The following is a 17,805-nucleotide window of genomic DNA, read 5'->3' as shown; positions in this document are numbered from 1 at the left end:
CGTCAAGCCTCCAGCCAGCGCAGGCCGGCGATGCCGGCCACGATGAGGGCCATGCAGGCCAGCCGCGCGGGCGAAGCGCTGTCGCCATGCAGCAGCACGCCCAGCAGGGCCACGCCGACGGCGCCTATGCCGGTCCAGACGGCATAGGCCGTGCCGGTCGGCAGGCTCTTGAGGGACTGCGTCAGCAGCACGATGGACAGCAGGGCGGCGAGCACGCCCAGCGCACCCGGCAGCGGCCGGCTCCAGCCATTTGACGCCTTCAGAGCGGCGGCCATGGCGATCTCGACCAGCCCCGCACTCACCAACAGTAACCAAGCCATGAGGCCTCTCCAAGTTGCGATGGGCCCACTGTGGAAGTCCGGTCGCAGAATGGAAAGTACGCACCTTTTGGTAACCAGGAAATCGACGCCATGACCGACGCGCCTTCCGGCACTGTGCTCAGCGCCACCTGCCCCTCGCGTGCCGCGCTGGAGGTGGTGGGCAGCAAATGGGCCCTGCTCATCGTGCCGCTGCTGGCCCGTCAGCCGCTGCGCAACAACGAGCTGCTGCGCCAGGTGGGCGGCATCTCGCAGAAGATGCTGACGCAGACGCTGCGCGAGCTGGAGCGCCATGGCCTGGTGCAGCGCATCGACCACCAGACCGTGCCGCCCCATGTCGAATACCAGCTGACCGCGCTGGGCCAGTCGCTCAGCGAGGCCCTGGTCGTCGTCGACCGCTGGGCCGAGCGCCACTTCGCGGCCGTCGCCTCGGCGCGCATGGCCTTCGATCGGCGCCGCTAGGGTCGCGCGCCGTCGATCAGCAGCCGCAGGGCGCGCTCGAACAATTCATCGGGATCGCCACCCACGGTCTGCTTCCAGCCTTGGGCCAGCAGCGGGTACTGGGCCGCGTCGGGCCCCGCGAGCAAGGACGAGGGCGGCGCATCGGGCGCCTGGGCAGATTGCTCCTCCAGCACCCAGCCGACGACGAAGCGGCCCACCGACATCATCAGGACGGTGGCCGGCCCCGGCTCGAAGCCAGCCTTGCACAACAGGGCCAGGCGCGCCTCGATGGAGCCGCGCTGGGCCTCGCCCGGCCGGGTGCCGGCATGCAGCCGGGCGCCGTCGCGGCAGGCCAGCAGGGCCTTGCGGAAGCTGCGGCCGTCTTCCATCAGCCAATCCTGCCAGGCTTCGCCGGGCCCCGGCGTCGCGATGGCGCGACTTTGCTGCATGACGGCCGCCGACATTGCGTCCAGCAGGGCCGCCTTGCTCTTGAAATGCCAGTACAGCGTCGGCGACTGCACGCCCAGGCGCTCGGCCAGCTTGCGCGTGCTCAGCGCGTCGATGCCGACCTCGTTGAGCAGCTCCAGGGCGGCGCGCAGCACATCGTCGCGGTTGAGTCGGGCAGGGCGCTCAGCATTCATATCTCTAGCAATGATAGGGAGCTTCGGGCAGAATCTTCTCTATCAACGATAGAGAGACTGTTGTGAACCGAGCTTTGACCGTCATCCTGATGACGCTGCTGCTGGACGCCGTGGGCATGAGCCTGGTGTTCCCCATCCTGCCCGGCCTGCTGCGTGAGTTGGCGGGCGCCGAGGCCACGACCCACCACTACGGCGCCCTGCTGGCCGTCTACGCGGCCATGCAGTTCCTGTTTTCACCGGTGCTGGGGGCGCTCAGCGACCGCTTTGGACGCCGGCCCGTGCTGCTGGCCTCGCTGGCCGGTGCCGCCGCCGACTATGTGCTGATGGCCCTGGCGCCCAACCTGGCCTGGCTCTATGTCGGCCGGGTGCTGTCCGGCATCACCGGCGCCAGCATGGCCGTGGGCACGGCCTACATCACCGATGTGACGCCCGAGGCCGACCGCGCCAAGCGCTTCGGCCAGATGGGCGCGGCCATGGGGTTGGGCTTTGTCGTCGGGCCGCTGATCGGTGGCGCTCTGGGCGAGTGGTCGCTGCGCGCGCCCTTTGTCGCTGCGGCGGTCATGAATGCGCTCAATCTGGGCCTCGCCTGGATCGCGCTGCCCGAGTCCAACCAGAACCGCACCGCCCAGCTGGAGGCCAGCAAGTTCAACGCCTTCTCGGCCTTGCATCGCCTGGAGGGCAAGCCGCCGCTGCTGCCGCTGGTGGGCGTGTTCGCCGTCGTCGCCCTGGTGTCGCAGGTGCCGGCGGCGCTGTGGATCCTCTACGGCCAGGACCGCTATGGCTGGACGGCCTGGGTGGCCGGCCTGTCCCTGGCCTGCTATGGCGGCCTGCATGCCGTCTCGCAGGCCTTTGTCACCGGGCCCATGGTCGAGAAGCTGGGCGAGAAGCGCGCCCTGCTGGCCGGCATGGCGGCCGACGGCCTGGGCTTTGTCGGCATGGGCGTGGCCATCGCTGGCTGGATGCCGTTCGCGCTGCTGCCGCTGTTTGCCGTTGGCGGCCTGGCCCTGCCGGCCCTGCAGGCCATGCTGGCGCGCCAGGTGGACGAGCAGCATCAGGGCGAGCTGCAAGGGACGCTGGCCAGCCTCACCAGCCTGATCGGCGTCGGCGGTCCCTTGGTCGTCACGGCCGGGTTTGCGGCGACGCAGACCTCCTGGCCCGGTTGCGTGTGGCTGATCGCGGCGGCCCTGTACCTGCTGGCCCTGCCGCTGCTGTTCAGCCGGCGGGCGCGCGAAGAGCGCTAGAAGTCGGCCTTGCTGCGCCGGCCGGCTTTCACATCGCTGCGCTTGGACTTGCCCTCGAGCCGCCGCTGCTGGGAGCCATAGGTCGGCTTGGTCGCCTTGCGCGCCTTGGGCACATGGGCGGCCGCCTGCACCAGCTCGATCAGCCGTGCGACCGCGTCGGCGCGGTTGCGCTCCAGGCTGCGCGAGTCCTGGGCCTTGATGACGACGACGCCTTCCGACGTGATGCGCTGGTCGGCCCAGTTCAGCAGCCGCGCCTTGACGGCCTCGGGCAGGCTGGAGGCGCGGATGTCGAAGCGCAGATGGACGGCGTTGCTGACCTTGTTGACGTTCTGCCCACCGGGGCCGCTGGCACGGATGGCGTCGAACTCGAGTTCGTCCGGTCGCGGCTGCCAGTTGAGTTCAGGCATTCCGGATCGGGACTCGGGGCGTGATGGCGCACATCAGCTCATAGCCGATGGTGCCGGCCGATTGCGCCACTTCGTCGATGGGCAGGCGGGAACCATGCGGGCCTTCGCCCCACAGCGTCACCTCGCTGCCAAAGCCGCTGGCCGGCAGCTCGCTGAGATCCACGGCCAGCATGTCCATGGACACGCGGCCCAGGGTGCGGGTGCGCTTGCCGTCGACCAGGATGGGCGTGCCGGTGGGCGCATGGCGCGGATAGCCGTCGGCATAGCCGCAGGCGACGATGCCGGCCCGCGTGACGCGCTCGGCCGTGAAGGCGCTGCCATAGCCGATGGTGTCGCCGGGCTGCAGCTGCTGCACGCCGATGATCCGGGAGCGCAGCGTCATGGCCGGGCGCAGATCCCAGTAGGCAGCGTCGTGCTCGGGGAAGTCGGGCACGCCGCCATAGCTCATGATGCCGGCGCGCACCCAGTCCTGGGCCGTGCGGCCGGGGTGGCGCAGCGTGGCGGCGCTGTTGGCGATGCTGCGTTCGCCGGCCAGGCCCTCGGTGGCGGCCTCGAAGGCGGCCAGCTGGTGGGCGATGCCGTCCACGCCTTGCCGCAAGCTGTCGGCATCGGAGAAATGCGTCATCAAGCCGATCTCGTCGACCTGGGGCAGGGCCTCCAGGCGCGCATAGGCGGCGCGGAAGGCGGCCGGCGTGAAACCCAGGCGGTTCATGCCGGAGTTCAGCTTGAGAAAGACGCGGTGCGGCTCGTGGGTCTTGTGCATGGCCAGCCAGTCGATCTGCTGCTCGCAATGCACCGAGTGCCACAGCTTCAGCCGCGAGCACAGCTCCAGGTCGCGCGGCTCGAACACGCCCTCCAGCAGCAGGATGGGGCCGCGCCAGTCCAGGGCACGCAGGCGTTCGGCCTCGGCCAGGTCCAGCAGGGCGAAGCCGTCCGCCGCGCGCAGACCCTCGAAGGCGCGCTCGATGCCATGACCATAGGCATTGGCCTTGACGACGGCCCAGACTCGGGCGTTGGGGGCTTGTGCGCGGGCGCGGCCCAGGTTGTGAGCGAGCGCTTCGGTATGGATCAGGGCTTCAATCGGGCGTGGCATGGCCGGATTTTGCGCCCGGGTTTGGGGCGCCGCTGTCGAACTAGGGGCGTGCTATAAACCCGCGCCGCTCCCGTTTACCGGCCTACAAGCAGAAGACAGTTCAGGATTGCGCCACGCCCGATGAAACGCGGCTTTTACACCATCATGTCGGCGCAGTTCTTCAGCTCGCTGGCTGATAACGCGCTCTTCGTCGCCGCCGTCGAGTTGCTGCGTTCCTCCGGTGCCGCCGAGTGGCAGCGCGCCGCCTTGGTGCCGATGTTCGCCCTGTTCTACGTCGTGCTCGCGCCCTTCGTCGGCGCCTTCGCCGACGCGGTACCCAAGGGCAAGGTCATGTTCTTCTCGAACAGCATCAAGGTGGTCGGCTGCCTGATGATGCTGTTCGGCGCCCATCCCCTGATGGCCTATGCCATCGTCGGCCTGGGCGCGGCGGCCTACTCGCCGGCCAAGTACGGCATCCTGACCGAACTGCTGCCACCGTCCCAGCTCGTCAAGGCCAATGGCTGGATCGAGGGCCTGACCATCACCTCCATCATCCTGGGCGTATTGCTCGGCGGCCAGTTGATCGGCGACCGCGTCTCCCACCTGCTGTTGACGATCGACATGCCCATGGTGGAGACCGGCATCGACAGCCCGCCCGAGGCGGCCATCGCCAGCCTCGTCGGCCTGTATGTGCTGGCGGCTCTTTTCAATCTGCGCATCCCGCGCACCTCGGCGCCGCTGCAGCCCTATGCGCACAGCTTCCTGGGCCTGGTGCGCGACTTCTCGTCCTGCAACAGCAAGCTCTGGCAGGACAAGCTGGGCCAGATCTCGCTGGCCACAACGACGCTGTTCTGGGGCGTCAGCGGCAATCTGCGCTACATCGTGCTGGCCTGGGCCGCCGCGGCCCTGGGCTATGGCACGACGCAAGCGTCATCCCTGGTCGGCGTGGTGGCCATCGGCACGGCCGTCGGCGCCGTCGTCGCCTCGCTCTACTGCCGGCTGGACCGCGCCACCTCGGTCATCCCGCTGGGCATCGCCATGGGCCTGCTGGTCATCTTCATGAACCTCATCCACAACGTGTGGGTGGCGGCGCCCTTCCTGGTGCTGCTGGGCGGCATCGGCGGCTATCTGGTCGTGCCCATGAATGCGCTGCTGCAGCACCGCGGCCACAACCTGATGGGGGCCGGGCGCAGCATCGCGGTGCAGAACTTCAACGAGCAGGCCTGCATCCTGGGCCTGGGTGCCTTCTACACGGCCATGACGCGCTTCGGCCTGTCGGCCTTTGGCGCCATCACCATCTTCGGCGTCGTCGTGGCCGGCACCATGTGGTGGATCAAGCGCTGGCACCAGCGCAATCTGGTCGAGTACAAGGAAGAAGTCGAGCACCTGCTCGACCTGGCCCGCACCGACCACCTGCCGCAGGACCGATAGAGCTCACCCCCTACCGGCTTCGCCGGCCCCCTTCGAGGGGGCACTGCCAGTGGCCTGGCAAAGCCAGTTCCACGGCAGTTGCTGGAGGGGTGGCCGCGCTGCGCGGGCCTATCGAATACTCAGGAACTGCTGCTCGAGCCGCGGCCCTTGCGGCCGGTGGGAATCGGGATCAGGTGCTTGCCTTCCAGCACCATCTCGATGTGCTCGCTCCAGGCGCGCGCGATCTTGAAGCAGCCGCTGTGGTTGAGATGGATCTCGTTGTGCCAGTCGCCGCTGATGCCGGTGGAACCGGGCGCGGCCAGGGCCAGGGGCACGGCCGTCGAGTCGAAGATGAAGAGGCCGGGGAAGGCCTCCTTGTCGGCCGCCATGGCCTTCAGCAGCTGGGCCAGGTGGAAGACCATCAGCCGGCTCACCGCCGCCCAGTCGGCGCTCGGCACGCCATAGGCCTTCAGGGCCGGATAGAGCCAGGGGCCGCTGGCACCCAGGTCATCGCCCCCCTCGGCGCCGGCCGGGCGCGGCATGGGCACGGCATAGCAGTGCATGAAGACGGGCTTGCCAGCCGAAGGCCCCTGGTCGCGCAGGCTCAGCAGGTGCTTGACGTTGGCGCGCAGATATTCGGCATAGGTCGCCCAGCCGGGCTCGGAGAAATAGCGCGCCACGCCGGCCGACGGCGGACCCCATTCGGTCTGGCGGCGCAGCAGGCGCAGCTCCAGGGGGATGGGCTCGCCATTCCAGTTCTGGGCCGGCGTGCGGGCGGCGGCGATCAGGTCGTTGCCGCCGACGGACAGCAGGATGCCGTCCCAGGCCGGGGCGTCGGCCCCCGCCAGCAGCCGCACGAAGTCGGGGCTGGACTCCAGGTCCACCATGTGTGAGAGCGCATTGCCGGTGCCGGCGCAGTTGACGGCGACCGTGTTGGCCTTGAAGACCAGCTCCTGCAGCAGATTGGCATGGGCGTTGAGCTTGGCGCGCGCATTCGAGAACCAGGAGTCCCCCTGAGCCAGCAGCCTCCAGCGGAAGGCGCCCAGGTCGGGCGGTGTGCGGCCGGTGAGGTCGGCCGGGGTGTAGCAAGCCAGGTGATCCATGAATGGGTGGTGTCCGAAGTTGCTGACCGAAGCCTGTCCCGAGGGCAGGCCCCGAAGTTCGCGCGATTGGAAGGCCAGCCGCGCGAGCGGCGCCATGCTACAAACCCTCGGGCCTCCCCGGGGTTAGCATGGGCGGCCTTTCTAGGGAGGAAGCCCCCATGAGTGATCGCGGCGAGAGCGTCTTCGACTTCCAGGCCGTTTCCATCCGCGGCGAACCGGCCGACCTGGCCTCGCAGCGCGGCAAGGTGCTGCTCATCGTCAACACGGCCAGCGAATGCGGTTTCACGCCCCAGTTCAAGGGCCTGGAGCAGCTCTGGGAGGACTACGGCCCCAAGGGCCTGGTCGTCATCGGCTTCCCCAGCAACGAATTCGGCGGCCAGGACCCGGGCAGCAACGACCAGATCGCGTCGTTTTGCGAGCTGAACTACGGCGTCAGCTTCCCGATGATGGCCAAGACCAAGGTCAACGGCGGCGAGGCCCACCCGCTGTGGAAGTTCCTGAAGAGCGAGAAGCCCGGCTTCCTGGGCACCGAGGCCATCAAATGGAACTTCACCAAGTTCCTGATCGGCCGCGACGGTCAGGTCATCAAGCGCTATGCGCCCAATGACCCGCCGGAGAAGCTGCGCGGGGACATCGAGGCGGCATTGGGCGCGGGCTAGGGCGCCCGCCACAGCCAGCGCGCCCGGCCGCGCCTGACCTGGCCGGCCGCCTCGGCGGTGGCCAGCAGCTCGTTGGCGGTCTGGCGTGACAGATGGGCCAGGCGGGCCAGTTCGGCCTGGGTGGCCTGCACCTCGACCCAGCCCTCGCCCGCCGGCCGGCCGCGTTCGCGGGCCAATTGGGCCAGGGCCAGCCCAAAGCGCTCGGCCGCCCCCTGGTGGCGGGCCGCCTGCAGCAGGCGCAGCGTGCCGTCGTAGCGGCGCGCGAACTCGGCCAGCAGGGCGCGCGCAAAGCCCGGGACCTCGTCCATCAGGCGTGTGTAGGCCTCGCGGCCGAACACCAGCACCTCGGTGGCGCCGCGCGCGATGGCCTCGTACTCCGACGGCTGGCCAGCCGCGAAGGCGGCCAGCCCGAACAGGCGCGGCGGGCCGACGTTCTCGATGACCGACACCGTGCCGTCGGCGGCTGTGAAGCGGGTCTCGATCTCGCCGGCCGCCACCGCGTAGAAGGCCGCCGTCTTCTGACCCTGCACGAAGAGGCTGCGGCCATTGGCCAGGCGCCGTCGGGCGATGCCTGCGGCGATATCGGCCGGCAAGGCAACGCCCGGGAAATGGGCCTCGAAGACGCGTTGCAGGGCGGAGTCGGGAGGCATGCTGCATTGTCGGCTGGCCGACACAAGCCGCCGTGCCGGCTGCCTATGCTGGCTGCATGGACAGACAAGACCTCTCGACGCTGCTGGCCCGCTTCGGCCGCGAGGAATGCAGCCAGGAACCTTTGTACGTGGCGCTGTGCCTGGCCGCCGCCGGGAACGACCGCGCCCTGGCCCTGCTGACCGAAGCGCCGCCCGAGCAGCGCAAGGTCAATCTGCTGCTGGCCGCCTTGCATGAGCGCGTGCTGGCCGGCGCCGCCCCCGAACTGGCCGCCTATTACCGCAGCGCAGGCGGCTGCCGCGAGCCGGATACCGATCTGGGCGCGGCACTGTCTGCCTGCCTGCAGCGGGAATGGCCCACGCTGCTGCGGCATCTGCGCCATGGCGCCACCCAGACCAATGAGATCGCCCGCGGCGCCGCCATCTGGCCGGCGCTCGGCGAGGCGGCCCGCGCGACGGGCGCCCGCCATCTCGCCCTGCTGGACCTGGGCTGCAGCGCCGGCCTCAATCTCGGCGTCGACCAGTACGCGCTGCGCTACCGCACCGACGACGGCGCCGTGCACGAGCGCGGCCCGGCCCGCGACGGCGAACGCGCCGAGATCGAATCCCGCTGGCTGGGCGCCGCCCCGCCACCCGCCCACGCCGACTGGCGGCTGACGCTGCGCCATGGCCTGGACCCCGCTCCCGTCGATCCGCGCGACCCCGAGGGCCTGCGCTGGCTGCAGGCCAGCCTCTGGCCCCACGACGCCGCCCGCCGCGAGCGCCTGGCGCGGGCGGCGGCCCAGGTCGCGGCCCTGCCCGTCAGCATCTCCCGGGCCGAGGACTGCATCGCCGCCATCGAGCCCTGGCTGGCCGGCCTGCCCGCCGGCGTGCAGCCGGTGCTGCTGACGAGCTGGGTGCTGTACTACTTCAGCGCGGACGATCTGGCCCGGCTGCGCGCCAGCGTCGACCGCCTGGCCCTGAGCCACGGCCTGGCCTGGATCTGCGGCGAACTGCCGGCCCTGAGCGCTCAGCAGTTCGCCCCGCCGCCCCTGCCCGCGCTGCCGGCTGGCGAGGTCGCCGCGTCGGCCACGCTGTGGACGCTGCGCCATGTCGAATCCGGCCGCGTCACAGAACGAAACCTGGCCTTCAGCCACCCTCACGGGCGCTGGGTCGCCTGGCTCGGATAATCGGGGCTCCCCAACGGAGCCCCATCCATGTTCGAGCATGTCGACGCCTACGCCGGCGATCCCATCCTGAGCCTCAACGAGGCCTTCCAGAAGGACCCTCGCGCCGGCAAGATCAATCTGTCCATCGGCATCTATTTCGACAACGATGGCCGCATCCCCATGCTGCCCTCGGTGCGCGCTGCTGAGCTGGCCGTCGTCGAGGCCGCCGGCCCGCGACCCTATCTGCCCATGGAGGGCGCCGCCAACTTCCGCAGCGCCGTGCAGGCCCTGCTGTTCGGCGCCGACCATCCGGCCGTCCAGGCCGGCCGCATCGCCACCATCCAGGGCGTGGGCTCCAGCGGCGGCCTCAAGGTCGGTGCCGATCTGCTGAAGCGTTATTTCCCCGACAGCAAGGTCTATCTGTCCGACCCGACCTGGGACAACCACCGCGCCGTCTTTGAGGGCTCGGGCCACACGTGCGAGACCTATCCCTATTACGACCCGGCCACCGGCGGCGTGCGCTTTGACGCGTTGCTGCAGAGCTTCAAGGCCTTGCCGGCGCGCAGCGTCGTGCTGATGCATGCCTGCTGCCACAACCCCACCGGCGTCGACCTGACCCAGGACCAGTGGCGCGCCCTGGTGCCCGTCATCCGCGAGCGCCAGCTGCTGCCCTTCCTGGACCTGGCCTACCAGGGCTATGGCGACGGCATCGAGGAGGACGCCTTCGCGCCCCGCCTGCTGGCCGACGAGGGCCTGTCCTTCCTGATCGCCAACAGCTTCTCCAAGAGCATGAGCCTGTACGGCGAGCGCTGCGGCGGCCTGAGCATCGTCTGCCCCGATGCCGACCAGGCGGCGCGCGTGCTCGGCCAGATGAAGTTCATGATCCGGCGCAACTATTCCAACCCGCCCATGCATGGCGGCCAGATCGTCGCCAAGGTGCTGACCGATCCCAAGCTGCGCGCCCTGTGGGAGGCCGAGGTGGCCGAGATGCGCGAGCGCATCCAGTCCATGCGCCACCAGCTGCACGATGTCCTCGTCGCCAAGCTGCCGGGCCGCAACTTCGACTATTTCCTGACCCAGCGCGGCATGTTCAGCTACACCGGGTTGAGCCCCGAGCAGGCCGAGCGGCTGAAGACCGAGTTCGGCGTCTACATCCTGCGCTCCGGCCGCATGTGCGTGGCCGGCTTGAATACGCGCAATGTCGAGGCCACGGCCGAAGCGATGGCGGCGGTGCTGGCCGGTTGAGGTCGGCATGAGGCTGTATGCGGCCAGCCTCGCCTTGCTGGCGGTGGCGGGTGCGAGTCGGGCCGCCGGGGCGCCGCCGGTGGTGGATGACATCACCTGGCTGGTCAGCAACACCCTGGCGGTGCCCGACGGCGAGCAGATGCGCCGGCCGGCCGACGAGCTGACGCAATGGCTGCAGGCCCGCCTGCCGGGCGTGGCGCTCAAGCCCGTCGTGGCCAACGCCGAGCGCAGCTGGGCGCTGATCCGCCAGCGGCAACGGGCCTGCCATGCCGGCGCGGCCCGCACGCCCGAGCGCGAGCGCCTGGCCGTCTTCACCGACACCTGGCTGGTGCCGCCACCCCAGCTCATCGTGCGCCAGGACCGCCGCGACACGCTGCCGCTGGATGCGAGCGGCGCCGTCGACCTGGAGGCGCTGTTGAACGATGGCGGCCTGCGCGGCATCCTGACGCAGGGCCGCAGCTATGGCCCGGTGCTGGACGGGATGCTCGGCGGGCCCGTCGCGCGGCCGCAACTGCAGCATGTGTTCGGCGGCGACTACGGCAGCCAGCTGTTGGCCATGCTGGCCCAGGACCGGGCCGACTACACCATCGACTATCCCAATGTGCTGGTCGCCAGCCGCGCGGCGGCCGGCAGCCCCCTGGTGGCCCTGCCCATCAAAGGCGCCAGCGAGCCGGTCGTCAGCGGCATCGCCTGCCCACGCACGCCCTGGGGCCAGGCCGCCATCCGCCTCATCGACAAGGCCCTGGGCACGCCGGAGGGCGCCGCCCTGCTGCGCGACACCCTGCGCATCTCCTTGCCGCCGGACACCCAGCGCGCCTACAAGGACGCCTGGGACAACTTCTTCGCGCAGCGCGCCCGGCCGACACCCGGCCTCTGAGCGGCGCGCATGCCCATGTCGCCCGGTTATGGCAGTGGCTGCCGGTTTCATTGGCAGCGCCGCCTGGGCGTCTTTACCCTGCCGCCAAGTTCAAGAAGCCCAGGGCAGGATGAAGCATTGCGTGGTGATCGGCGGCGGCGTGGTGGGCCTGACCACTGCCTGGGCGCTGCTGGAACGGGGTCATGCGGTGACCCTGATCGAACGCGACGGCGAAGTGGCCCAGGGCGCCAGCCGCGCCAATGGGGGGCAACTCAGCTACCGCTATGTGTCGCCGCTGGCCGACGCTGGCGTGCCGCTGAAGGCGCTGCGCTGGTTGCTCGACCCCGACGGCCCCTTGCGCTTCAAGCCCGAGGCGAGTTGGGCGCAATGGTCCTGGTTGATCGCCTTCCTGCGCAACTGCCGCGGTCCGGTGAACCGCCGCACCACCGAGAGGCTGCTGGCCCTGGGGGCCTACAGCCAGGCCTCCTTCGCGCGCCTGCAGGCCCAGGCCCAGCTGGGCGACAGCATCGCGCTGCGCACGCCGGGCAAGCTGGTCGTCTACCGCAAGCCGGCCGAGTTCGCCCGCGTCGCCGCCCGGGTCAAGGGCAGCGGCGCCGAGCAGGCCCTGTCGCATGACGACTGCGTGGCGCTGGAGCCGGCCCTGTCCCAGTTCGAGGAAGGCGAAGCCACGCTGGCCGGTGGCATCTTCACGCCCGGCGAGGCTGTCGCCGACTGCCACGCCTTCTGCACGGCTTTGTACGAGCGCCTCAACCAGCACGAGCGTTTCCGCGGCCGGCTCGCGGCCCGTGTCGACGGCCTGCAGCTCGACGACCGCGGCGCGGTGCTGGGCGTGCGCACCGACCTGGGCAGCTTTGGCGCCGACGCCGTCATCCTCGCCGCCGGCCTGCACAGCCGCGCGCTGGCCGCGACCGTGGACGTCGAGCTGCCCATCTACCCGCTCAAGGGCTACAGCCTGACGGCGCCCATCAACGGCGTGCACAGAGCACCCGAGGTCAGCGTGACGGACTTCGAGAAGAAGATCCTCTACGCCCGCATCGGCCGGGAGCTGCGCATCGCGGCCATGGTCGACCTCGTCGGCGACGACCTCAGCCTGGACGCCGGCCGCCTGGCCTCGCTGCAACGCTCGGTGCGCGCCACCTTCCCCAACGCCGCGGACTATGACCGCGCCACGCCCTGGGCCGGCTTGCGCCCGGCGACGCCCAGCGGCGCCCCCATCCTCGGCGCCAGCGGTGTGCCGGGGCTGTGGCTCAATGTCGGCCATGGCGCCCTGGGTTTTACGTTCTCCTTCGCGACGGCCAACATCGTGGCCGAGCTGGTTTCCGGTCGCGAGAGTCCTCTGCCGCTCGAAGGCCTGACCCTGTGAACAACGACGATCTCGCCCAGGCCCTGCTGGCGGCCGTCCGCGCCCAGCGTTTCGAGCAGACGGCCGACAGCCTGCGCGGCGGCGAGCCTGTGGATGCGCCGCCCAGCATCGATCTCGCCGTGGCCGTCTTCCCGCGCGGCGGCGCGGCACCGGTCTGCGCCAATGTGCTGTTCTCGCGCGAGCATCCGCGGGGCCTGGTGGCGCGATTCGATGCCGCCACGGGCGCCGTCGCCAACATCGCCTTCCAAGCGGATGTACGCGATGCCAAGGGCGACTCCCATGCCTGGCTGCCGGGCGCTGATTGGAGCCGCATCGACTTCCCCGCCTGGTTCGGCCAGGGGCCGCGCTTTGTCGCCCCCTATCCGGCCTCGCTGCTGAAAATGATGGTGGCCGTCGGCGTTGGCCGCCTCGTCGACGCCGGCCGCAGCGACTGGGCCCTGCCACTGGTCTACCAGGACCAGACCCGTGCCGTCGCCGACTGGCTGTTCGACATGATCACCGTCAGCAGCAACGAGGCGACCTCGGCCCTGGTTGCCCATCTGCACGAGCGCGGCGCCATCCGCCGCGAGGGTGGGCGCGAGGTGCACAACGAGATGCACGACGCCTTCAAGGCCGCCGGCCTGCCCGGACTGATGATCGCCAACACCCAGGCCGACGGCGGCTGGGGCAATGGCGCCGGCTCGGGCGTCGGCCAGATCCAGATGACGGCCTGGGATGCGCTGCGCCTGATGTGGCGGCTGGACGCCGATGCCCCGGCCACGCCTGAGCTGGTCAGCCCCGCCAGCCGCGACGTCATCCGCCGGGCTCTGGACGCGCAGAAGCTGCACCACAACCTCAGCAGCGAGTCGCTGCGCGCCCTGCCGGGCTGGGTGCCCGGCATCCCGGCGCGCTTTGCGCACAAGACCGGCAACACGCAGAACTACACCAGCGATGCCGGCATCGTGCATGACGGCGAGCTGCACTATCTGATCGCGCTGACCACCAGCCTCGGCATGCGCTATGCGCCGCATCCCGAGGCGTCGACGACCTGGAAGGTGCCGGCCCTGGGCGCCGCCATCCACGCATGGCTGAAAGCGAATTCCTGATCCCGCCGCTGCGCCCCGGCGCCGGCATCGCCGTCATAGCGCCGGCCGGCCCGCCCAAGCCGGGGCGGCTCGATCCCGTCGAGGGCTGGCTGCGCGAGCGTGGCTATCGGGCGCAGCTGCTGCCGAGCTGCTTTGGCAGTGCTCAAGGTCTCGGGCCGCTGGACTTTCTCGCCGCCCCCGACGCCGTGCGCCTGGCCGATGTGCACACGGCCTTCGGCGACCCGCAGTTCGACGCCGTGCTGGCCCTGCGCGGCGGCTCGGGCTGCATCCGGCTGATGGACGGCATCGACCTCGGCCTGCTGGCTCATACGCGCAAGCTGCTGATCGGCTACAGCGACCTGACCGTGCTGCATGCGCTGCGCACCCAGGCCGACATTCCCTCGCTGCACGCGCCCATGCCGGCCAGCGACTGGGGCATGCCGGGATCGGACGCCGACACCAATGCGCTGTTCGCGCGCCTGGCCAGCGGCTGGAAGGCGGGTGATCTCGTCGGCCAGGCCGCGCCGCATCTGCTCAGCCACGGCGGCGCAGCGCGAGGTCGGCTCATCGGCGGCAATCTCGCCATGTTCTGCGCCTTGCTGGGCACGCCTTACCTGCCCGCCGTCGACGGCACCCTGCTCTTCATCGAGGACATCAGCGAGGAGCCCTATCGCGTCGACCGCATGTTGAGCCAGCTGCGCCTGGCCGGCGTGCTGAACCGCATCGCCGGCCTGCTGGTCGGCAGCTTCAGCGGCGCCGAAAGCCCGGACGCCGTGCTGGCCGACCATCTGCCGCGGCTGCGCTGCCCGGTGTTGGCCGGCTGGCCTTCTGGGCATGGTCAGCCCAACCGGCCGCTGCCACTCGGTGTGATGGCCGAGATGGATGTGGTGGCGGGCACGCTGACGCTCTGCTGAACGGCTTCTCGACTGCGAAGCAGGCGAGCGAGGAGGGCAGGGAACGCGCCGTCAGGTGTGCCGCGCCTCGCGCGGGCTGGGCGGCTCCGCGGCACAACTTCCGGCACTCATCAAAAAAACAGCCCCGCCGAAGCGGGGCTGGAATGCCGGTTTCCGGAGCCGGCAGGGAGTCTCCAGGACGGAGTCAGAACATCCGGTATTCGACGCGCAGCGTGTAGGCGCGGCCGCGCGGGTCGGCCACGCGCGGCTCCCAGCTGGAGCCGGCGCCGGTGTTGGTGTCGTAGGTGACGCTGAAGGGCGGGTCTTCGTTGAGCAGGTTCTTGATGCCGGCCGTGATGGTCAGGTTCTTGATGCCGCTCCAGGCCAGGCTGGTGTTGATGACCGAGTAGGGCGAGACGCGCGGGTTCCAGTTGGCCGGCTTGACGCTGCCGTTGGCGACGCCGGGCAGCACGAAGTCCTGATAGCCGGTGCGGTAGACATGCTGGACGGTCGCGGCCCAATTGCCCTCGCTGCGGGTCAGCGTGGCGGTGTGCTTCCAGCGGATGCCGAGGTCGCCGGCGCGCGTGAAGCGGCCCACCTCGCTGCTGCCCATGGGCGCGCTGGGCACCAGGCGGGACTTCTTGTCGAGCAGATAGGACACATCGAAGCTGCCGGTCCAGGCCGCGCCAAGGGCGTTCATGCTGCCGCGCACACTGGCTTCCAGGCCCTTGGTGAGGGTCTCGCCGGCGTTCACATAGCGCGTGTCGACGGCAACGATCTTGCCGCTGGCGTCGCGGATGAAGTTGTCCTGGAAGTACTGGTAGTTGTCGGCCAGCGTCGTCAGGCCAAAGGACTGGATGGTGCCCTCGCGGCGCACCGACCACCAGTCCAGGCTGGCCACCAGGTCCTTGGTGGGTTGCAGCACCATGCCGGCGCTGTACATCTTGGCCTCCTCGGGACCCAGGGTGGCCTTGCCGCCGAACAGCGTGGTGAAGTCGCGCACGCTGGCGCAGCCCGGCGCGTTGGACACCACGCGCGTGGGGCAGGTGGCCGGGTCGGTGAAGTCGGCACCGACGAAGGTGCTCTGCGTCACCGGGTCGAACATCTGCTTGAAGGTTGGCACGCGGAAGCCTGTGCTGTAGGCGCCGCGGAACAGCAGCTGCTCCGTCGGGTTGTAGCGGATCGAGATCTTGGGGTTGGTCGTCGAGCCGAAGCCGGTGTACTCGTCGCGGCGCACGGCCCCGGTGATCTCCATGTTCTTCATGATCGGCACGGCCACTTCGGTGAACACCGCCTTGATGGTGCGCTTGAGGGTGCCGGCCGTGGCCAGGGCGTTGTCGAAAGGCACGTTGAAGATCAGTGCGTCGACGGTGTTGGCATTGGGACGCTGGTCGCCGTCGAACTTGTACTTCTCGGTGCGCGAGTCCACGCCGATGGCGGCCATCACCGTGCCGCCGGGCAGTTTGAACAGCGGGCCGGAGACGGTGGCGTCGGCCTGCTGCATCGTGAACTTGCCGCCGTACAGCGTCACGCCGGTGGCCGAGATGGCGTCCAGGGCCTTGATGGCCTCGGGCGACTGCTGCAGCGAGAAGGGGTTGAGGGTGCCGTTGTTGATGAGGTTGGCGAAGGGCTGCCAGTAGTGGTAGCCGCTGCCGATGACGGAACTGCCCTTGCTCTCGGCGCGCGAGAAGCCGACGCGGTAGTCCCAGTCCTGGAAGAAGGGCAGGGAGCCGTCGGCGCCGATCAGGTAGCGGGCCGTGTCGGCCTTGGTGTCGATCTCGCGGTTGCCGCAGATCATGCAGCGCCACCGGAAGGCCATGCCCAGGCCGCGGTTGCCGGCCAGCTCGGGGAAGGACTTGACCAGGGCGTCGAAGATCTGGTTGTAGGACGCGCCGGTGCTGGGGTAGCGCAGGTCCCGGAAGGGGCTGGCCACCACGGTGCCGTTGGGCAGCGAGGTGGTCGAGGTGTTGGTGCCGCTGGTGATCTGGTTGGGCGAGAAGCTCTTGGCCGATTCCGCGCGGCCCAGCACGGCCTCGCCGAAGATCTGGTGATCACCCAGCTTGAAGGTCATGCGGCTGACCAGGTTGGTGTTCTTGATGGGCTGCTGGATGACGGCGGCGCGGCCCGTGTCCCAGGCGCAGCCGTATTTGGATGCGGCCGTGGCCCACAGCGCTTCCTGGTAGGGGCTCATGCCGTCCACCGACGAGCAGCCGGCGCCGCCGGGCAGGTCCAGCACATTGATGCCGTTGACGCGCAGGGCCGAGTTGGCGAAGTCCACCGGGCCGGCGGTGTTGCTGCGCGTGCCGTTGGGCATGGTCACGGTCAGCACGTTTTCCTTGGTGCCGGCCACGCCGAACAGCGTGGCGATGGGCGCGCCGCGCGTGTCGGGCGCCAGGCCGCGGTCGGGCTGGTAGGTGTTGACGAAGTCGCGCTGGTCGCCGCGCAGCACCTTGTTGTCCTGCACCGACAGCGAGGCCAGGAAGTTGAAGCCGTTGCTGTTCAGATCGCCGAAGCCGGCCGTCACCGAGGCGCCGTAGATCTCGCCGCCTTTCTTCTGCGGCACGTCGGCCAGCGTGTTGATGGTCAGGCCGCTGTAGTTCTGGCGCAGGATGAAGTTGATGACACCGCCGATGGCGTCGGTGCCATAGATGGCCGAGGCGCCGTCCTTCAGGATCTCGACGCGGTCCAGGGCCGCGAAAGGGATCTGGTTCAGGTCCACCGTGCCGCCGTTCAGGCCGTGGGCGGCCACGCGGCGGCCGTTCAGCAGGATCAGCGTGGCGTTGCTGCCCTGGCCGCGCAGATTGGCGCTGCTGGCGCCGTTGTTGCCGCGGGCGGCACCGTCAACGACGTCGGCGTTGCCGGCGAGGTTGTCCAGGCCGTTGCCGTTGATGTTGAGCTGCATGATCATCTGCTCGGCCGAGGCGATGCCGGCGCGCTCCAGCTCGCGGCGGCTGATGACCTGGATGGGCAGGGCGCCCTCGTCCTTGAGACGCTTGATGCTGGAGCCGGTGATCTCGACGCGTTCCAGACGCGTGCCTTCGTTCTGCGCCAGTACAGCGCCGGTATGGGCGGCAAGGCCGACAACGGCAAGCTGGGCGGCGAGGCGGTTCAGCTTCATCTCAGGGGCTCCTCAATGTGATTCGATTGCAGCCGATGTTCGCCGTCGCGCAGGTGCGCGCCCAGGGGGCGGCACCCCAGGTGTTGCGCGGATTTCAATGAATGCTTGTGCGCTGCACATAACCTGCGGGAATGCGTGCTGGCGTGAAAGCACGCACGC

The 17,805-nt window shown here is 69.7% G+C and carries 17 protein-coding genes; 10 read left to right on the top strand and 7 right to left on the bottom strand.

The annotated features are described in order from the left end of the window. Nucleotides 1-2 precede the first annotated feature (2 nt). Nucleotides 3-320, bottom strand: coding sequence for a DMT family transporter (locus J2X20_RS14265; protein ID WP_310265870.1), 318 nt, complete (start codon nt 318-320; stop codon nt 3-5). Between the two features lie 90 nt (nt 321-410). Here J2X20_RS14265 and J2X20_RS14260 point away from each other — a divergent pair, with 90 nt between their 5' ends. Continuing rightward, nucleotides 411-779, top strand: a complete 369-nt coding sequence (locus J2X20_RS14260) for a winged helix-turn-helix transcriptional regulator (protein ID WP_310265868.1) — start codon at nt 411-413, stop codon at nt 777-779. On the opposite strand, the gene tetR is transcribed toward J2X20_RS14260, so the two are convergent. Further along, complete coding sequence (gene tetR / locus J2X20_RS14255) at nt 776-1,399, bottom strand: tetracycline resistance transcriptional repressor TetR (RefSeq protein ID WP_310265866.1); 624 nt, start codon at nt 1,397-1,399, stop codon at nt 776-778. The genes J2X20_RS14260 and tetR overlap by 4 nt on opposite strands. Before the next feature lie 62 nt (nt 1,400-1,461). On the opposite strand from tetR, the gene tet reads away from it, so the two are divergent. Next, nucleotides 1,462-2,640 (top strand): Tet(A)/Tet(B)/Tet(C) family tetracycline efflux MFS transporter, encoded by a 1,179-nt coding sequence (gene tet / locus J2X20_RS14250; RefSeq protein WP_310265865.1) that lies wholly within the window; start codon nt 1,462-1,464, stop codon nt 2,638-2,640. Here the strand turns inward: tet and arfB are convergent. After that, nucleotides 2,637-3,047, bottom strand: a complete 411-nt coding sequence (gene arfB, locus J2X20_RS14245) for an alternative ribosome rescue aminoacyl-tRNA hydrolase ArfB (protein WP_310265863.1) — start codon at nt 3,045-3,047, stop codon at nt 2,637-2,639. The genes tet and arfB overlap by 4 nt on opposite strands. Next, nucleotides 3,040-4,140: an alanine racemase gene (alr, locus tag J2X20_RS14240; RefSeq protein WP_310265861.1), complete on the bottom strand. Its 1,101-nt coding sequence runs from the start codon at nt 4,138-4,140 to the stop codon at nt 3,040-3,042. The genes arfB and alr overlap by 8 nt, the downstream gene beginning before the upstream one ends. A gap of 120 nt (nt 4,141-4,260) precedes the next feature. On the opposite strand from alr, the gene lplT reads away from it, so the two are divergent. Next, a complete protein-coding gene (gene lplT, locus J2X20_RS14235; protein ID WP_310265859.1) occupies nt 4,261-5,550 on the top strand; it encodes a lysophospholipid transporter LplT in 1,290 nt (429 codons plus the stop codon). A gap of 119 nt (nt 5,551-5,669) precedes the next feature. Here lplT and J2X20_RS14230 read toward each other — a convergent pair whose 3' ends face one another. Beyond that, nucleotides 5,670-6,632, bottom strand: a complete 963-nt coding sequence (locus tag J2X20_RS14230; RefSeq protein ID WP_310265857.1) for a hypothetical protein — start codon at nt 6,630-6,632, stop codon at nt 5,670-5,672. A gap of 158 nt (nt 6,633-6,790) precedes the next feature. Here J2X20_RS14230 and J2X20_RS14225 point away from each other — a divergent pair, with 158 nt between their 5' ends. Continuing rightward, nucleotides 6,791-7,291, top strand: coding sequence for a glutathione peroxidase (locus J2X20_RS14225; protein WP_310265854.1), 501 nt, complete (start codon nt 6,791-6,793; stop codon nt 7,289-7,291). On the opposite strand, the gene J2X20_RS14220 is transcribed toward J2X20_RS14225, so the two are convergent. After that, nucleotides 7,288-7,941 carry a Crp/Fnr family transcriptional regulator gene (locus J2X20_RS14220; protein WP_310265852.1) on the bottom strand — a complete coding sequence of 218 codons (654 nt, stop codon included), beginning with the start codon at nt 7,939-7,941 and terminating at the stop codon, nt 7,288-7,290. The two genes, J2X20_RS14225 and J2X20_RS14220, sit on opposite strands and share 4 nt — an antisense overlap. A 56-nt stretch (nt 7,942-7,997) precedes the next feature. Between J2X20_RS14220 and J2X20_RS14215 the strand changes: the two genes are divergently transcribed. Genes J2X20_RS14215 through J2X20_RS14190 form a run of 6 tightly spaced genes read left to right on the top strand, consistent with a single transcriptional unit; the run spans nt 7,998 to nt 14,549 of the window. Next, nucleotides 7,998-9,107, top strand: a complete 1,110-nt coding sequence (locus tag J2X20_RS14215; RefSeq protein ID WP_310265850.1) for a DUF2332 domain-containing protein — start codon at nt 7,998-8,000, stop codon at nt 9,105-9,107. 27 nt (nt 9,108-9,134) lie between these two features. Continuing rightward, on the top strand, nt 9,135-10,331 hold the full coding sequence (locus J2X20_RS14210) for an amino acid aminotransferase (RefSeq protein ID WP_310265848.1): 1,197 nt from the start codon (nt 9,135-9,137) through the stop codon (nt 10,329-10,331). A gap of 7 nt (nt 10,332-10,338) precedes the next feature. Continuing rightward, nucleotides 10,339-11,208, top strand: coding sequence for a hypothetical protein (locus J2X20_RS14205; protein ID WP_310265846.1), 870 nt, complete (start codon nt 10,339-10,341; stop codon nt 11,206-11,208). 28 nt (nt 11,209-11,236) lie between these two features. Continuing rightward, nucleotides 11,237-12,571, top strand: a complete 1,335-nt coding sequence (locus J2X20_RS14200) for a D-amino acid dehydrogenase (RefSeq protein WP_310265844.1) — start codon at nt 11,237-11,239, stop codon at nt 12,569-12,571. Further along, nucleotides 12,568-13,656 carry a serine hydrolase gene (locus J2X20_RS14195; protein WP_310265842.1) on the top strand — a complete coding sequence of 363 codons (1,089 nt, stop codon included), beginning with the start codon at nt 12,568-12,570 and terminating at the stop codon, nt 13,654-13,656. Before J2X20_RS14200 ends, J2X20_RS14195 begins: the two co-directional genes overlap by 4 nt. Continuing rightward, on the top strand, nt 13,635-14,549 hold the full coding sequence (locus J2X20_RS14190) for a S66 peptidase family protein (RefSeq protein WP_310265840.1): 915 nt from the start codon (nt 13,635-13,637) through the stop codon (nt 14,547-14,549). Before J2X20_RS14195 ends, J2X20_RS14190 begins: the two co-directional genes overlap by 22 nt. Nucleotides 14,550-14,733: 184 nt before the next feature. Here J2X20_RS14190 and J2X20_RS14185 read toward each other — a convergent pair whose 3' ends face one another. Further along, a complete protein-coding gene (locus J2X20_RS14185) occupies nt 14,734-17,646 on the bottom strand; it encodes a TonB-dependent receptor plug domain-containing protein (protein ID WP_310265837.1) in 2,913 nt (970 codons plus the stop codon). Nucleotides 17,647-17,805 lie beyond the last annotated feature (159 nt).

Origin of the sequence: Roseateles saccharophilus (assembly GCF_031458095.1) — a bacterium.
Taxonomy (GTDB): Bacteria; Pseudomonadota; Gammaproteobacteria; order Burkholderiales; family Burkholderiaceae_C; genus Pelomonas; species Pelomonas saccharophila_A.
Note: the sequence above shows the minus strand (reverse complement) of the source record. Positions and strands in the feature narration are given on the sequence as shown.

Bases quoted from the DNA above. Each gene is read 5' to 3' on its own strand.
- J2X20_RS14230 (WP_310265857.1), bottom strand. From the start codon at position 6,632: ATGGATCACCTGGCTTGCTACACCCCGGCCGACCTCACCGGCCGCACA.
- J2X20_RS14225 (WP_310265854.1), top strand. From the start codon at position 6,791: ATGAGTGATCGCGGCGAGAGCGTCTTCGACTTCCAGGCCGTTTCCATC.
- J2X20_RS14265 (WP_310265870.1), bottom strand. From the start codon at position 320: ATGGCTTGGTTACTGTTGGTGAGTGCGGGGCTGGTCGAGATCGCCATG.
- J2X20_RS14260 (WP_310265868.1), top strand. From the start codon at position 411: ATGACCGACGCGCCTTCCGGCACTGTGCTCAGCGCCACCTGCCCCTCG.
- J2X20_RS14220 (WP_310265852.1), bottom strand. From the start codon at position 7,941: ATGCCTCCCGACTCCGCCCTGCAACGCGTCTTCGAGGCCCATTTCCCG.
- tetR (WP_310265866.1), bottom strand. From the start codon at position 1,399: ATGAATGCTGAGCGCCCTGCCCGACTCAACCGCGACGATGTGCTGCGC.
- J2X20_RS14205 (WP_310265846.1), top strand. From the start codon at position 10,339: ATGAGGCTGTATGCGGCCAGCCTCGCCTTGCTGGCGGTGGCGGGTGCG.
- J2X20_RS14200 (WP_310265844.1), top strand. From the start codon at position 11,237: ATGGCAGTGGCTGCCGGTTTCATTGGCAGCGCCGCCTGGGCGTCTTTA.
- alr (WP_310265861.1), bottom strand. From the start codon at position 4,140: ATGCCACGCCCGATTGAAGCCCTGATCCATACCGAAGCGCTCGCTCAC.
- J2X20_RS14185 (WP_310265837.1), bottom strand. From the start codon at position 17,646: ATGAAGCTGAACCGCCTCGCCGCCCAGCTTGCCGTTGTCGGCCTTGCC.
- J2X20_RS14210 (WP_310265848.1), top strand. From the start codon at position 9,135: ATGTTCGAGCATGTCGACGCCTACGCCGGCGATCCCATCCTGAGCCTC.
- J2X20_RS14190 (WP_310265840.1), top strand. From the start codon at position 13,635: ATGGCTGAAAGCGAATTCCTGATCCCGCCGCTGCGCCCCGGCGCCGGC.
- lplT (WP_310265859.1), top strand. From the start codon at position 4,261: ATGAAACGCGGCTTTTACACCATCATGTCGGCGCAGTTCTTCAGCTCG.
- J2X20_RS14215 (WP_310265850.1), top strand. From the start codon at position 7,998: ATGGACAGACAAGACCTCTCGACGCTGCTGGCCCGCTTCGGCCGCGAG.
- arfB (WP_310265863.1), bottom strand. From the start codon at position 3,047: ATGCCTGAACTCAACTGGCAGCCGCGACCGGACGAACTCGAGTTCGAC.